The sequence below is a fragment of the Aureimonas sp. AU20 genome (assembly GCF_001442755.1).
Taxonomy (GTDB): domain Bacteria; phylum Pseudomonadota; class Alphaproteobacteria; order Rhizobiales; family Rhizobiaceae; genus Aureimonas.
In genome coordinates this window covers 191,700-206,172 of the sequence record NZ_CP006369.1, presented here as the reverse complement: position 1 = coordinate 206,172, position 14,473 = coordinate 191,700, and the positions used below count along the sequence as shown (strand labels likewise).

The window sequence follows — 14,473 nt, the reverse complement described above, 5'->3', positions numbered from 1 at the left end:
TTGCCGAACATCGAGGAATTTCGAACAATGGTTAGAATTGCAGTTCTCGGCGCAGGGCGCATCGGCAAGATCCACGCGGCGAGCGTGGCAGCGAACCCCAAGGCGACGCTGGTCGCGGTCGCCGATCCCTATCCGACGACGGTTCAGCCCGTGGCTCAGGCGCATGGCGCCGAGGCGATGACCGACGTCCTGGCGGCGATCACGCGCCCGGATGTCGATGCCGTGGTCATCGGCACGCCCACCGATACCCATGTCGAATATCTGACGAAGGCCGTGGAGCTCGGAAAGGCGGTTCTCTGCGAGAAGCCGATCGATCTCGACATCGCCGAAAGCGAGAAAGCCGCCGCCAATGTCGAGCGTCTGGGCGGCAAGGTGATGCTTGCCTTCAACCGTCGCTTCGACACGACCTTCGCCGAGATCCGCCGGTCGATCGACGCCGGGCGCATCGGGGAGGTCCGTCAGGTCGTCATCTCCAGCCGCGACCCGGGAATGCCGCCTGCGGCCTACGTGAAGAGCTCCGGCGGCATCTTCCGCGACATGACGATCCACGACCTCGACATGGCCCGCTGGCTGCTCGGCGAGGAACCGGTGCTGGTCACGGCCGTCGGTTCGCGACTGGTCGATCCCGACCTTCTCGAACAATATGACGACTACGACACCGTCATGATGACCTTGCAGACCGCGAGCGGCAAGCAGGCGGTCATCAACAACTGCCGCGAGGCGGTCTATGGCTACGACCAGCGCGTCGAGGTGCTGGGCTCCACCGGCCTGCTGACGCACGACAACCTTCGTCCGACGACGATGCGCCTCACCACGGCCGAGATGACCGACGCGCAGGAGCCGCTCCTGAACTTCTTCCTCGAGCGCTACGCGCAGGCCTACCGGGCCGAGATGAATGCGTTCATCGACGCGGTCGCCGGCGACAAGCCGATGCCGACCACCGTGCGCGACGGGGTCCTGGCCCTGCGGTTGGCGGAGTGCGCAGTGGAGTCCGTCCGCACGGGTCGCGCCGTCGCCGTCTGAACGACAAGCAGAATGGGAGGAAGACCGTCATGACCTACGCCATCGGAAACGACGTCCCGCTCGGGATCGCCTGCCTCGGCATCACGCACCCTCATACCTCGGGACGCGTGAAGGCGTTCCAGCGCATGTCGAACGCGAAGCTGCTCGGCGCCTTCGACAACAGCCCGCTCCTCGACCCATTCGTCGACGCCATGGGGATCGCCAAGCGCACCAAGGGGGAGATCCTCTCCGACCCGGACGTCCACGCGGTCCTGATCCATCCAAAGAGCTACCTCATGGCTGACTGGGCCATCGAGGCGATGGAGGCCGGCAAGGCCGTCCTCTGCGAGAAGCCCGCCGGCCGTGGATCGGTCGACACCGTGCGTCTGGTCGAAGCCGTCGAGAAGACGGGTCAGCTTTTCCAAGTCGGTTACTGCTGGCGCTACGCACCCTCCGTCGACCGGATGCAGGAGGTCCTGAAGGCGGGCCAGCTCGGCAAGGTGCTCCAAGTCCGGGCCCACGCGGGCTGCTCGCATCATGAGGCGGACACCGACCATATGCGCCAGCCCGGCGACATCGGCGGCGCCTTCTACGTGATCGGCTGCCACACCATGGATCGCCTGCTCCTGCATTTCGGGATACCGACGTCGGTGAATGCCCGCATCACCAAGTTCGAAGGGGTGATGACGCCGAACGCCCGCGAGGACGCGGTCGGGGCGATCCTGAACTACCCCGACAAGATCATCACGGTCGACTTCATGTCCTGGGACCCGCTGCCCTGGACCGAGAGCTGGGACATCACCGCCTACGGCACGGAGGGCGTCATGCACTCTCGTCCGCTCCCGGCGTCCTACAAGCTCTACAGCACGGGCAAGGCCGGGCTCCCCGAGGGCTGGACCGAGTGGAACGAGACGAGCTTCCCGGAGATTTGGGCCGTCCGAAAGACGGTCTACTCGCCCGAGATCGCCGAGATCGGGAACCCCGTCTATTTCGACCGCGAGGCTGCGGCCTTCGCGAATTCCCTGCGGACGGGCGCGCTCTCGAACGTCCCGGCGAGCCAAGCCCACAACATCAACCGTATCCTCGAGGCGCTCTTCCAGTCGTCCTCCCAGAACGGTGCCGAGGTCCAGCTCTGACCCGATCCGGGACGGAGATCGTCGTGCGAGCCGAAACGTCCTACCCGCTGCCGGAGTCGATCAATGATCAAGCATATCGTGATGTGGAACATGGCCGGCGAAACCCGGGAAGCCCGCTCCGAGGCGGCGAACTTCCTGCGGACCCGCTTCGAGGAGCTGCGCGACGAGGTGCCCGGCCTTCTCCACCTCGAAGTCGGCCTCGACCATAGCTGCGTCGACTATGCCTGCGACGTCGTTCTCTACACCGAGTTCGAAAGCCAGGAGGCGCTCGACGCCTACGCGACCCATCCCGCTCACATGCGGGTGAAGGGCGAGCTCGGCCAGATGCGGATCGCACGCTACCAGGTCGATTACGCCGTCGCCGGAAGCGCTGCCTGACCCTGTTACAGGACTGATGCCATGAAGGACTTCCTCTACACGGCGCATCCCTCCCGGGTCCTCTTCGGATCGGGAAAGGTCGCCTCCGTTCGCGACGAGGTCGAAGCTGTTGGGTCGAGCCGGGCGCTCGTCCTCTGCACGCCGCCTCAGCGTGCGCAGGCCGAGATGGTCGCGGACCTGCTCGGCTCCCGCCTCGCGGGAATCCATGATGGGGCCGAAATGCATGTTCCGATCGAAAGCGCGCGCCGAGCGCGCGAGATCGCCGCCGAATTGGGAGCGGACTGTGCGGTCGCCGTGGGCGGCGGCTCCACGATCGGCCTCGGCAAGGCGATCGCCCTCGAAGCGACGATCCCGATCGTCGCGATCCCGACCACCTACGCCGGCTCCGAGATGACGCCGATCTACGGAATCACGGAGGGGGGTCTCAAGAAGACGGGCAAGGACGCACGCGTTCTGCCGCGCTCCGTCATCTACGACCCCGACCTGACGATGTCCCTGCCGCTCGGCATGTCGCTCGTCAGCGGCATGAACGCCATCGCCCACGCCGCCGAGGGGCTCTACGCCCAGGACGGGAACCCGGTGATGTCACTGATGGCCGAGGAAGGCATCCGTGCCCTCGCGCAAGGCATGCCCGGGATCGCCAAGGCGCCCGACGACAGGGAAGCGCGGTCGCTCTGCCTCTACGGCGCCTGGCTTTGCGGCACGGTGCTCGGGCATGTCGGCATGTCCCTACACCACAAGCTCTGCCACACGCTCGGCGGCAGCTTCAACCTGCCGCACGCCGAAACGCACACGGTCGTGCTGCCGCACGCTCTGGCCTACAACAGCCCCGCCACGGCCGAGGCGATGGGCCGGATCGGACGGGCGATCGGCGCCTCCGACGCGCCCGCCAGCCTCCACCGCATGGCGTCCGACCTCGGCATGCCGACGGCGCTGCGCGATCTCGGCCTGAAGGAGGCCGATCTCGACCGGGCCTGCGAGATCGCGTTGTCGAACCCGTACTGGAACCCGCGCCCGATCGAGGCGGCGCCGCTGCGCGCCCTTCTGCAACGCGCCTGGGAGGGCGCGGAGCCACAGCCTTGAACACAGAGATATTCGCGTTCGGCCTCGACCGATCGTGAGCGCCGGGGACGGCAACCGACCGTCGCCCCCCGCCGCTTGCCGAAGACAGGACCCGACGCCGAGAGGGAGAGAACGAGATGACCCCCTACTTCACAGAGGAAGGCTCCGTAGAGGCGGTGAACGCCCGCATGACGCCGGACGCGAACCCGCGCCTCGCCCATATCATGGCCTCGCTGGTCAAGCACCTCCACGCCTTCGCGAAGGAGACGCAGCTCACGCAGGAGGAGTGGGAGGTCGGCATCGACTTCCTCACGACGACGGGCAAGATGTGCTCGAACGAGCGGCAGGAGTTCATCCTCCTCAGCGACACGCTCGGGTTCTCCATGCTGGTCGACGCCATCAACAATCGCCGCCCCGAGGGCGCGACGGAGAACACGGTGTTCGGTCCCTTCCACGTGGCCCACGCGCCCGTACGTGAGATGGGGGACAACATCTCGCTCGACGGCAAGGGGGAGAGTTGCCTCTTCGAGGGCCGGGTGGTGGACCTCGAGGGCAACCCGGTCGAGGGCGCCCGGGTTGACGTCTGGTCCGACAACGCGGAAGGCTACTACGACGTGCAGCAGCCCGACATCCAGCCGAAGTGGAACAACCGCGGCATCTTCGTCACCGGAGCCGACGGCCGCTACAGCTTCGCCGGGATCAAGCCCGTCTCCTACCCGATCCCGGACGACGGGCCGGTCGGCAAAATGCTTAGGCACCTCGGCCGCCATCCCTACCGCCCCGCGCACATGCACTACCTCGTGACGGCGCCCGGCTTCCAGAAGGTCGTCACCCACACGTTCGTCGGGGACGACGAGTACCTCGACTCCGACACAGTGTTCGGCGTGAAGCGGTCCCTGGTGGCTCCCTTCGAGCGCGTCGAGGACGGGGACACGAACTGGCGCTCGCCCTTCGACTTCGTGCTCGTGCCCCTCACCGGGACGAACGGCTCCTCGGCCCACTAGGAAGACGCAACCATGGACAAGACAGTTTCGGACCTGGCGACCGCGGTGGCGGTCGTCGAGGACGGCATGACCGTGATGATCGGTGGCTTCGGCGGCTCGGGCGCGCCGATCGAGCTGATCCACGCGCTGATTGACCGCTTCAATGCCACGGGCTCGCCCAAGGACCTCACCGTCGTCAACAACAACGCGGGCAACGGCCATGTCGGGCTCGCGGCGCTGATCGAGCAGGGCATGGTGCGCAAGCTTATCTGCTCCTTCCCGCGCTCGGCCGACCCGAAGGTCTTCACCGAGCGGTACCTGGCCGGACAGATCGAGCTGGAGCTGGTGCCGCAGGGCACGCTCGCCGAGCGCATCCGGGCCGGCGGCGCGGGCATCCCCGCGTTCTACACGCCGACGAGCTACGGGACCGACCTCGCCAAGGGCAAGCCCGTCGAGGAGTTCGACGGCCGTCCCTATGTGCGCGAGCGCTGGCTGAAGGCCGACGTCGCGCTGATCAAGGCCTACGAGGGCGACCGCCTCGGGAACCTCGTGTTCAACAAGGCCGCCCGCAACTTCAACCCCCTCATGGCGACCGCCGCCGCGGTGACGGTCGCGCAGGTCTCGCAGATCGTCGAACCGGGCACCATCGATCCCGAAGCGGTCGTGACACCCGGCATCTTCGTGCAGCGGGTCGTCGCCGTCGCCGATCCCGCGCAAGAAGAAGACCTCAACCGCGCCAACGCCGTCTATCCTCCGAGGGCCGCATGAGTTCGAAACTCTCCTCCACCCAGATCGCCTGGCGGGCCGCCCAGGACATCACTGATGGCGCCTACGTGAACCTTGGCATCGGCTTCCCCGAGATGGTGGCGAAGTTCCAGCCCCCGGGGCGCGAGGCGATCTTCCATACGGAGAACGGCATTCTCGGCTTCGGCGAGGCGCCCAAGGTGGGCGAGGAGGACTGGGACCTCATCAATGCCGGAAAGAAAGCCGTGACCCTGAAGCCCGGCACGGCCTTCTTCCACCATGCCGACAGTTTCGCCATGGTGCGTGGCGGGCATCTCGACGTGGCGATCCTCGGCGCCTACGAGGTGGCCGAGAAGGGGGATCTCGCCAACTGGTCCACGGGGCCGCGGGGCGTGCCCGCTGTCGGTGGGGCGATGGACCTTGTCCACGGCGCCAAGCGCGTCGCCGTCATCACCGACCACGTGACGAAGGACGGCAAGCCCAAACTCGTGAAGCGCTGCTCGCTGCCGCTGACGGGCGTCGGTTGCGTCACCCGCGTCTACACGAGCCTCGCGGTCATCGACATCGAGAACGGGCGCTTTGTGCTGCGCGAGAAGCTGCCGTCCCTGTCAGTCGAGGACCTGCAAGCCCAGACGGGCGCCGAACTTGTCGTCCCCGGCCCCGTCGCCGACCTTGTCGTACCGGAGCTTTGAAATGAGCGAAGCCTTCATCTGTGCCTACCTGCGCACGCCCATCGGCCGCTTCGGCGGCGCGCTGTCCTCCGTCCGGGCCGACGACCTCGGGGCCGTGCCCCTGAAGGCGCTGATGGAGCGTCATCCGTCAGTCGACTTCGGCGCGGTGGACGAGGTGATCTTCGGCTGCGCCAATCAGGCGGGCGAGGACAACCGCAACGTCGCGCGCATGTCCCTCCTGCTGGCGGGCCTGCCCGAGACCGTGCCGGGAACGACGATGAACCGCCTTTGCGGGTCCGGCATGGATGCCGTCATCACGGCAGCGCGGGCGATCAAGTCGGGCGAGGCCGAGCTGATCATCGCGGGCGGCGTCGAGTCGATGTCGCGCGCGCCCTTCGTCATGCCGAAGGCCGAAACAGCCTTCTCGCGTCACGCCGAAATCCACGACACGACGATCGGCTGGCGCTTCGTCAACCCGTTGATGCAGGCGCAGTACGGCGTCGATTCCATGCCCGAGACGGGCGAGAACGTCGCCGAGGATTTTGGCATCTCGCGCGAGGACCAGGACGCCTTCGCCCTGCGCTCGCAGAACAAGGCCGCGGCGGCGCAGGGCAACGGGCGGCTGGCGAAGGAGATCGTTCCGGTGACGATCCCGCAGCGCAAGGGTGATCCGAAGATCGTGGATGCGGACGAGCATCCGCGCGCGACGACGATCGAGACCCTGGCCAAGCTGCCGACACCCTTTCGCAAGGGCGGCACGGTGACGGCGGGCAACGCCTCAGGCGTCAACGACGGCGCGGCGGCGCTGATCGTGGCGAACGAGGATGCTGCGCGTCGCCACGGCCTAACGCCGATCGCGCGCATTCTCGGCGGCGCTACGGCGGGCGTCGCCCCGCGCATCATGGGCTTCGGGCCGGCGCCGGCCTCGAAGAAGTTGATGGCCCGCCTGGGGCTCTCCCAGACCGACTTCGACGTGATCGAGCTGAACGAGGCCTTCGCGAGCCAGGGCCTCGCGACGCTGCGCGACCTCGGCATCGCGGACGACGACGCGCGCGTGAACCCGAACGGCGGCGCCATCGCGCTCGGCCATCCGCTCGGCATGTCGGGCGCCCGCATCGCCGGCACGGCGGCGCTGGAACTTGCGCTGACGGGCAAGCGCCACGCGCTCGCGACAATGTGCATTGGCGTCGGCCAAGGCATCGCCATCGCGCTGGAACGGGCGTGAGGCGCTTGCCTAGCGTGGGCTAGACCCAGGAATCATCGATCAGAGCCAAACGATGATGATAGCGGCGGTCCAGTTGGTTGAAGAGAAAGTGTACGCGCATCGGTCGTAGCGAGTTGCGATGCGCCTGACGTCCTTGAGCTTGGGGAACAGGTTTTCGACCTTGTGGCTCTGGCGGTAGAGGATCGTGTCGTAAACCCTGACGACAAGTCGAACCGACGTGCATGCACGGGAAACGCGATCACCAGCCTTTGGCCGGGTATCTCATTATACCAGTTGACAGGCTTGGCTCCGCACGATTTCCTTCCCTCGACATATAGCCTGGGAGGGTGATCATGCGAACATATCGGGATGCGATCGGCGCCGTCGGACTCTGCGCAGCCACTCTTCTGGGCAGCACCGGTTGGGCCAGCGCGCAGGCACAGACCTTGACGTTCTGGACGCTGAATTACGACGCGGCGTCGGCAAATCAGGCTCTGCGCGACATCGCGACGGAGTTCGAAGCCAAGAACCCGGGCACCAAGATCGAGATCGTTCAACGCGCGGTCGACGAGCACAAGACGGCTCTGCGCGTCGCAGCCGGCTCGAATCGCGGCCCCGACATCTTCTTCAGCTGGGCGGGTCTGGGGCTCGGCGGCGAGTATGTGAAGGCCGGCCTGTCGCGCCCGCTCGACGCCTATTACACCCAGTACAAGTGGAACGACGAGCTTCTGCCCTCGGCGGCGGCGTTCGCCGACCTCTATCCCGGCGGCAAGCACGGCGTGCCGTTCACCTTCAAGGGCGAGGCGGTCTACTACAACAAGAAGCTTTTCCAAGATGCCGGCATCACGGCCGAGCCCAAGACCTATGACGAACTTCTGGCCGCGGCGGAAAAACTGAAGGCTGCGGGAACCCCGGCCTTCACCTTCGGCGGTTCGGTCAACTGGCATGTCATGCGCCTGCTGGACGTTATTCTGGAAACGAAATGCGGGGCGGACAAGCACGACGCCCTCAAGGCGATGAAAACCAGTTGGACGACGGAACCCTGCGCCACGCAGGCGTTTACGGAGTTCGCCAAATGGACGAAGGACTACACGTTGCAGCCCTTCATGGGCATCGACAACAAGCAGTCGTTCAGTCTGTTCGTCGCCGGTCGCGCGGCCATGATGCTGGAAGGCGACTGGCTCGTGGCGCAGCTCGCCGGCACGGCCAATCTGGACGACTACGGCGTCTTCCCGTTCCCGACGGACACCAACCGCCTTTACGGCTTCGCCGAATACAATTACGTCAGCAGCAAGAGCGCCAATCCCGACCTTGCCGCCAAGTTCCTCGACTACTTCATCTCCACGGACACGCAGCAGAAGCATCGGGGCCAGATCAGCGCCATCTCGGTGAACAAGAACGTGCGCTATGACGACCAGCGGCCCATGGAGGCCGAGTGGCTCGGCTTCTTCAAGCAGTACGACAAGATCTACATGAACGGCGATCAGGCGTTCCCGCTCGACGTGACGACGGAGTATTTCCGTCTCATCAACGAGGTTGCCGGTGGCAACATGGAGCCGGCGCAGGCCGCGGCCGATCTTCAGGACTTCATCGAGAGTCGCGGCTGAGCTAGGCGCCCGCTTTCCTCGATCCGAGCGTCCGCACAGGCGGACGCTCGAGCCCAACCGGACAAGGCCGCCGGAACGGCGACGCTCGGCCCAAGAGAACCCGTGATGACCCTGCGATCCCGATTGAGCGATCCGCGCGTGCAGGCCTTCGTGCTGCTGGCGCCGGCTTTCCTGATCTATGCCACCTTCGCGCTCTACCCGATGATCGACGTGATCGGGCTGAGCTTCCACCGTTGGAACGGGCTGGACCCCGAACGTCGCTTCGTCGGGCTTGCCAACTACCGGGCGATCTTCACCCGCGATCCCGTTTTCTGGAGAGCCTTCCACAACACGGTCCTGTGGACCGTCCTGTCGATCGTCTTCCCGCCGATGACGGGCCTTCTTCTGGCCCTCGGGTTGAACCGGAAGATTTTCGGCCGCAACTCCTTCCGGGCGATCTTTTATCTTCCCGTGATCATCGCGCCGATCGCCGTCGCGACGATGTGGAAGTGGATGTACGACCCGTTCTACGGCCTGTTCAATGGCCTCCTAACCTCGCTGGGCCTCCAGGCTTGGATCATGGATTGGCTGGGCGATCGCGACATCGCGCTCTACTCGATCTTCGTCGCCTATTTCTGGCAGTCGGTCGGCTTCTCGATGGTCCTGTTCCTGGCCGGGCTCCAGGGTGTCTCGGGCACGCTCATCGAGGCGGCGCGCATCGACGGCGCCGGGCGCTGGTCGATCTTCCGGCACGTTACGCTGCCGGCCCTGCGCCCCACGATCACCATCGTGCTGGTCCTGTCCACGATCTCGTCCCTCAAGGCCTTCGACATCGTCTACGGTCTCACCGGAGGAGGTCCGGCCCAATCGACGCAGATGCTCGCGCTCTGGGCCTTCACGCAGGCCATGCAGATCTTCGATTTCGGCAGGGGCGCCGCGATCTCAGTGGTTCTTCTTCTCATCACCTTGGCTATCGTCGTTCCCTATCTGCGCTGGACGCAGAAGCACGAGGAGCGCGACCAATGAGCTTGGCCCCTCCTTCGCTGACCTCGAAAAGTGTGGACGTCATCGCCCGGCCCAGCGCGCTGAGGGACCCCGTCCTTCTCGGATTGTTCGTCGCGCTCCTGCTGGTCGCCGTGATCTGGATCGCGCCCTTCGTGTTCATCGTCTTCACGTCGCTGAAGACGCAGGCCGCCGTCACGGCGACGGGCGCCTTCGTGCCGCCCAGCGAACTCGCCTTCGAGAACTATTCCGACGCCTGGAGCCGGGGGAACTTCGCAAGCTCCTTCTTCAACAGCGTCATCATCACCCTCGTGAAGGTGCCGATCGGCCTGATGCTCTCCGCCATGGCCGCCTATGCGCTGGCCAAGATCCAGATGCGCTGGGGCAAGCTGCTCCTGCTGCTCATCGTGTTCGGAACCATGATCCCGTTCCAGGTCATGCTGGCTCCGCTCTTCACGCTCGTGAACTCGCTCGGCCTCATCGACACCTATGCCGGCGTGATCCTCCCCTATATCGCCTTCGGCGTTCCCTATCAGGTCTTCATCCTGCACAGCTTCTTCCGGGGCATTCCCAAGGAACTCTCGGAAGCGGCGCTGATCGACGGCGCGGGGCATTTCACGATCTTCCGGCGCATCTTCCTGCCGGTCTGCCTTCCCGTTCTGGCCGCTCTTCTCATTCTCGACTTCGTCTCGACCTGGAACGAGTTCGCGATGGCTCTGGTGCTGCTGCAGGATCAGGGAATGTGGACGCTGCCATTGGGGCTCATGTCCTTCCAGGGCCAGTTCTCCAGCAATTACGGCCAGTTGAACGCGGCCATCGTGATGACCGTGCTGCCCGCGACGCTCGTCTACCTCATCTTCCAAAGGTACTTCGTGTCCGGCCTCACCTCCGGCGCGGTCAAGGGCTGACCGAACCTCCATCGCCTTTCATGCAAGGGAATTCCATGATCAGTGCATCCGTCGAAAAATGGGGCGTGTTCGAAACCTCGCTCGAAGGACCTTCCAGCGGCAATCCCTATCGCGACGTCGAGCTGGACGCGCTCTTCATCCAGAAGAGCCGGGAAATCCGCGTTCCCGGTTTCTACGACGGGGACGGCGTCTATCGCATCCGGTTCATGCCCGACACCGAGGGCGAGTGGACCTACCGGACCCGGTCGAACTGCGCGGAGCTCGACGGCCAGTCAGGCGCCTTTCAGGTCGGCCCCGCCGGGGCGGCCAACCACGGCCCGGTTCGCGTGCGCGACAAGTTCCACTTCGCCCATGCCGACGGAACGCCGTTCCTGTCGTTCGGAACCACCTGCTATGCGTGGACGCACCAGCCGCTCGAGATGCAGGCGCAGACGCTGGAAACCCTGAAGCAGGCGCGATTCAACAAGATCCGCATGGGCGTTTTCCCGAAGGACTATCCCTACAACACCAACGAACCTTTGCATCGCTGCTTCGAGACCGGCGCCGATGGCAGCCAAGATTTCGACCGCTTCAACCCCGCGCATTTCCGCCATTTCGAGCGCCAGGTCGCCGCTTTGTGCGATCTCGGCATCGAGGCCGACATCATCCTGTTCCATCCCTACGACCGCTGGGGATATAGCGACATGAGCGCCGAGCAGGACTATCGCTACGTCGCCTATCTCGCCGCGCGTCTCTCGGCCTATCGCAACGTCTGGTGGGCGCTGGCCAACGAATACGACTTCCTGCTGGACACCAAGCCGATGGAACAGTGGGACCGCTACTTCCATATTCTGGAAGAGAACGATCCCTACCAACATCTGCGGTCCATCCATAACGGCGAAGCGACGATGAACTTCAATCATCGCAAGCCGTGGGTCACCCATGTCTGCATCCAGAATCCCGACGTCAAACGAACGCAGGAATGGCGTGACGCCTATGGAAAGCCGGTGGTCAACGACGAGCCGGAATACGAGGGCGACATCGTTCAGAGCTGGGGCAATCTGAGCGCTCAGGAGTTGGTCCATCGCTTCTGGCTCACGGTGACGCGAGGCGGCTACGCCGGACACGGCGAGACCTATTCCCATCCTGACGACCTGATCTGGTGGGCCAAGGGCGGGGAGCTGCGCGGCGAGGCCTGGAAGCGCATCGGCTTCCTGCGCGACCTTCTGGAAAAGGACGACGTCACCGGCCTCGACCCTCTGGGCAAGTTCGGGTCGTTTCCATGGACGCGCGTGTCGGGGGCCAGCGACGGGCGGACGCGCTACATCTATCTCGGCGAGCATCAGCCCATCGTCTGGTCGACGGGCTTGCCCACGGAAGGCGACGACTACGAGGTCGACATCATCGACACCTGGAACATGACCGTGACGCCCGCGCGCAAGGTCGAGGCGCCCATCCCTCACCCCACACGGCATGGCTCGATCGTGCGGGGCGGCAAGGCGGACGCGGCCTTCGGCGTGGAACTTCCAGGCCAGCCCTATCTTGCGCTGCGCGTGCGCCGTAGCCGCTGACCGACGCCGGGCGAAGGATCAACTCATGGCCACCCTGAATGTGCGCAACCTCAAAAAATCCTACGGCAGCGTCGACATCATCCACGGCGTCGACATCGACATCAAGGATGGCGAGTTCGTCATCCTCGTCGGCCCGTCGGGCTGCGGGAAATCGACCCTTCTGCGCATGATCGCCGGTCTGGAGGACATTTCGGGCGGCGAGATCCTAATCGACGGCGGCGTGGTCAACGGCCTGCAGCCGAAGGATCGCAACATCGCCATGGTGTTCCAGAACTATGCACTCTACCCGCAGATGACAGTCGCGCAGAACATGGGGTTCGCCCTGGAGATGGCGGGCGCGAAGCGGGCCGAGATCACGCAGAAGGTCGGCCGGGCGGCCGACATTCTCGGCCTGACGCCGCTTCTGGACCGCCGCCCCTCGCAACTGTCCGGCGGCCAGCGCCAGCGCGTCGCCATGGGCCGCGCCATCGTGCGCGATCCCAAGGTCTTCCTGTTCGACGAACCCCTCTCCAATCTCGACGCCAAGCTGCGCGTGAAGATGCGCGCCGAGATCAAGGCGCTCCACCAGCGGCTGAAGACCACGATCGTCTATGTCACGCACGACCAGATCGAGGCGATGACCATGGCCGACAAGATCGTCGTGCTGCAGGGCGGCCGGATCGAGCAGATGGGAACGCCCCTGGAACTCTACGACCGACCCGACAACATCTTCGTCGCCGGCTTTCTCGGCTCGCCCGCGATGAACTTTCTGGAGGGGCGCCTGCGGGCGGGCGAGGCGCCGGTGCTGGAAACCAAGGCGGGAACCGTGGTCCCCCTTCTGTCCGCTCCGGCGCAGGCGGCGGATCGCGACATCGTCGTCGGTATCCGTCCCGAGGATATCGCGTTCGGTACCGAAGGGGATGGCGTGCCGGCGTCGGTCACGGTGGTGGAACCGACGGGATCGGAGACCCATGTCGAACTGGACGTCGCCGGCACGCCGATGACCTGGGTCCTTCGCCAACGCGTCGATTTCCAACCCGGCAACCGCGTGATGCTGTCGCTGGCGTCGGCCAACACGCACTTCTTCGACAAGGCGACCGGCAGGCGTCTTTAGCGCTCCAGTTGCGTTTTGGACGAGAGATGGGCCTGTCGAGCGTCGGCTCGATGGGCTCCTCGCCAGAGCGACCACGCGAAGACGCCGGCGGGCCGAAAATCCCGATCGCCATCCCTCGCCGCTTCGGGCGAAGGCACTTATCCAAGCAGCGGACCGTCCTTTTCAGGGAGCCGATCCGAGCCGGACCCTCCGATCTGCGTGGCGATCCAACTCGCGAAGGATTGCGCTATGGGAGCGGAAATCTGGCCGTCGGGTATGGCGATGTAGTAGGCCATCTCGGTGGCGAGCGGCTTGCCTTCGATCGCGACGAGTTGCCCGACCTGCATCTCACGCTCGATCAGATAGGTCGGCAGAAGCGCCGCGCCCATTCCCGCCAAGGCGGCTTCGATCAGGAATGAAAACTGGTCGAACCGATGCCCGCGAAATCCGCGCGTCACGTCCCCGCCGTTGAGCGAAAGCCATTGCGACCAGAGCGCGGGGCGCGATGTCAGGTGCAGCAGCGGGATGTCGTCCCGGAGCGAAGGACCCTCCGTCAGACAGAACGGAGCGGCGACGGACACCACTGTTTCGGCGCAGAGATAGGAGCAGGTCGCACCGGGCCAGGTCGGTTTTCCATAATGGATGGCCAGATCCGCGCCGGCCTCGACCAGATCGAAGCAGTCCGAGCGGGACAGGATCGTGGCTTGAAGCCCGGGATGGAGTTCCAGAAAGCGAGGCAGGCGGGGCGTCAGCCAGCGGCTGCCGAAGGTCGGCAGCGTCGCGATGGTCAGATGACCCGTCACGTCGCGCGAACTGGCGGCGCGAAGCGTCAGATCTTCCACGCCGCGCAAGATGGCGGCGACCTCCCCCCGCAGCCGCTGCCCCGCGCCCGACAGAACCACGCGCTGGCGCACGCGTTCGAACAGAACGATGCCCAGCTGCGCTTCGAGGTCGCGGATCTGTCGGCTGACGGCGCTCTGAGTGAGATTGAGCTCGACGGCCGCCCGGGTGAAATTTCCATGCCGCGCGGCGGCGTCGAACACCTGCAGCGCCGAGAGTTCAGGCATCAGGCTACGGCTCAACTTCATTCCCGCCTCGCATCAAGTCAGTCCAAAAAAGCGGGATCGCCGCACTGCCTTATGCTGTATGAGGATCATCTCAACGTAAAGCTCTGC

General features: G+C 65.2%; 14 protein-coding genes. 13 read left to right on the top strand and 1 reads right to left on the bottom strand.

From position 1 onward, the window contains the following. Positions 1 to 27: 27 nt before the first annotated feature. The 13 genes from iolG (at position 28) to M673_RS19925 (ending at position 13,319) form a co-directional block, all read left to right on the top strand. On the top strand, positions 28 to 1,023 hold the full coding sequence (gene iolG / locus M673_RS19985) for an inositol 2-dehydrogenase (RefSeq protein WP_061978480.1): 996 nt from the start codon (positions 28 to 30) through the stop codon (positions 1,021 to 1,023). A gap of 29 nt (positions 1,024 to 1,052) precedes the next feature. Continuing rightward, the gene (locus M673_RS19980; protein ID WP_061978479.1) at positions 1,053 to 2,138 is read left to right on the top strand and encodes a Gfo/Idh/MocA family protein; all 1,086 of its coding nucleotides are present in this window, start codon (positions 1,053 to 1,055) and stop codon (positions 2,136 to 2,138) included. 63 nt (positions 2,139 to 2,201) lie between these two features. Next, a complete protein-coding gene (locus M673_RS19975) occupies positions 2,202 to 2,516 on the top strand; it encodes a Dabb family protein (protein ID WP_061978478.1) in 315 nt (104 codons plus the stop codon). 21 nt (positions 2,517 to 2,537) lie between these two features. Next, positions 2,538 to 3,599 (top strand): maleylacetate reductase, encoded by a 1,062-nt coding sequence (locus M673_RS19970; protein ID WP_061978477.1) that lies wholly within the window; start codon positions 2,538 to 2,540, stop codon positions 3,597 to 3,599. A gap of 116 nt (positions 3,600 to 3,715) precedes the next feature. Further along, complete coding sequence (locus M673_RS19965) at positions 3,716 to 4,582, top strand: intradiol ring-cleavage dioxygenase (RefSeq protein WP_061978476.1); 867 nt, start codon at positions 3,716 to 3,718, stop codon at positions 4,580 to 4,582. A gap of 12 nt (positions 4,583 to 4,594) precedes the next feature. Next, positions 4,595 to 5,329, top strand: coding sequence for a 3-oxoacid CoA-transferase subunit A (locus M673_RS19960; protein WP_061978475.1), 735 nt, complete (start codon positions 4,595 to 4,597; stop codon positions 5,327 to 5,329). Beyond that, the gene (locus tag M673_RS19955) at positions 5,326 to 5,997 is read left to right on the top strand and encodes a 3-oxoacid CoA-transferase subunit B (RefSeq protein ID WP_061978474.1); all 672 of its coding nucleotides are present in this window, start codon (positions 5,326 to 5,328) and stop codon (positions 5,995 to 5,997) included. Before M673_RS19960 ends, M673_RS19955 begins: the two co-directional genes overlap by 4 nt. Position 5,998: 1 nt before the next feature. Further along, the gene (gene pcaF, locus M673_RS19950; protein ID WP_061978473.1) at positions 5,999 to 7,201 is read left to right on the top strand and encodes a 3-oxoadipyl-CoA thiolase; all 1,203 of its coding nucleotides are present in this window, start codon (positions 5,999 to 6,001) and stop codon (positions 7,199 to 7,201) included. 332 nt (positions 7,202 to 7,533) lie between these two features. Then, positions 7,534 to 8,787 carry an ABC transporter substrate-binding protein gene (locus tag M673_RS19945; protein ID WP_061978472.1) on the top strand — a complete coding sequence of 418 codons (1,254 nt, stop codon included), beginning with the start codon at positions 7,534 to 7,536 and terminating at the stop codon, positions 8,785 to 8,787. Positions 8,788 to 8,892: 105 nt separating this feature from the next. Continuing rightward, a complete protein-coding gene (locus M673_RS19940; protein ID WP_061978471.1) occupies positions 8,893 to 9,792 on the top strand; it encodes a carbohydrate ABC transporter permease in 900 nt (299 codons plus the stop codon). Then, a complete protein-coding gene (locus tag M673_RS19935; protein ID WP_061978470.1) occupies positions 9,789 to 10,676 on the top strand; it encodes a carbohydrate ABC transporter permease in 888 nt (295 codons plus the stop codon). Before M673_RS19940 ends, M673_RS19935 begins: the two co-directional genes overlap by 4 nt. 35 nt (positions 10,677 to 10,711) lie before the next feature. Then, entirely contained in the window at positions 10,712 to 12,226 is a 1,515-nt protein-coding gene (locus M673_RS19930) for a DUF5060 domain-containing protein (RefSeq protein ID WP_061978469.1), read from the top strand. Between the two features lie 25 nt (positions 12,227 to 12,251). Continuing rightward, complete coding sequence (locus M673_RS19925; RefSeq protein ID WP_061978468.1) at positions 12,252 to 13,319, top strand: ABC transporter ATP-binding protein; 1,068 nt, start codon at positions 12,252 to 12,254, stop codon at positions 13,317 to 13,319. A gap of 137 nt (positions 13,320 to 13,456) precedes the next feature. Here M673_RS19925 and M673_RS19920 read toward each other — a convergent pair whose 3' ends face one another. After that, positions 13,457 to 14,386: a LysR family transcriptional regulator gene (locus tag M673_RS19920; protein WP_061978467.1), complete on the bottom strand. Its 930-nt coding sequence runs from the start codon at positions 14,384 to 14,386 to the stop codon at positions 13,457 to 13,459. Between the last annotated feature and the right edge of the window lie 87 nt (positions 14,387 to 14,473).

Bases quoted from the DNA above. Each gene is read 5' to 3' on its own strand.
- iolG (WP_061978480.1), top strand. From the start codon at position 28: ATGGTTAGAATTGCAGTTCTCGGCGCAGGGCGCATCGGCAAGATCCAC.
- M673_RS19980 (WP_061978479.1), top strand. From the start codon at position 1,053: ATGACCTACGCCATCGGAAACGACGTCCCGCTCGGGATCGCCTGCCTC.
- M673_RS19975 (WP_061978478.1), top strand. From the start codon at position 2,202: ATGATCAAGCATATCGTGATGTGGAACATGGCCGGCGAAACCCGGGAA.
- M673_RS19970 (WP_061978477.1), top strand. From the start codon at position 2,538: ATGAAGGACTTCCTCTACACGGCGCATCCCTCCCGGGTCCTCTTCGGA.
- M673_RS19965 (WP_061978476.1), top strand. From the start codon at position 3,716: ATGACCCCCTACTTCACAGAGGAAGGCTCCGTAGAGGCGGTGAACGCC.
- M673_RS19960 (WP_061978475.1), top strand. From the start codon at position 4,595: ATGGACAAGACAGTTTCGGACCTGGCGACCGCGGTGGCGGTCGTCGAG.
- M673_RS19955 (WP_061978474.1), top strand. From the start codon at position 5,326: ATGAGTTCGAAACTCTCCTCCACCCAGATCGCCTGGCGGGCCGCCCAG.
- pcaF (WP_061978473.1), top strand. From the start codon at position 5,999: ATGAGCGAAGCCTTCATCTGTGCCTACCTGCGCACGCCCATCGGCCGC.
- M673_RS19945 (WP_061978472.1), top strand. From the start codon at position 7,534: ATGCGAACATATCGGGATGCGATCGGCGCCGTCGGACTCTGCGCAGCC.
- M673_RS19940 (WP_061978471.1), top strand. From the start codon at position 8,893: ATGACCCTGCGATCCCGATTGAGCGATCCGCGCGTGCAGGCCTTCGTG.
- M673_RS19935 (WP_061978470.1), top strand. From the start codon at position 9,789: ATGAGCTTGGCCCCTCCTTCGCTGACCTCGAAAAGTGTGGACGTCATC.
- M673_RS19930 (WP_061978469.1), top strand. From the start codon at position 10,712: ATGATCAGTGCATCCGTCGAAAAATGGGGCGTGTTCGAAACCTCGCTC.
- M673_RS19925 (WP_061978468.1), top strand. From the start codon at position 12,252: ATGGCCACCCTGAATGTGCGCAACCTCAAAAAATCCTACGGCAGCGTC.
- M673_RS19920 (WP_061978467.1), bottom strand. From the start codon at position 14,386: ATGAAGTTGAGCCGTAGCCTGATGCCTGAACTCTCGGCGCTGCAGGTG.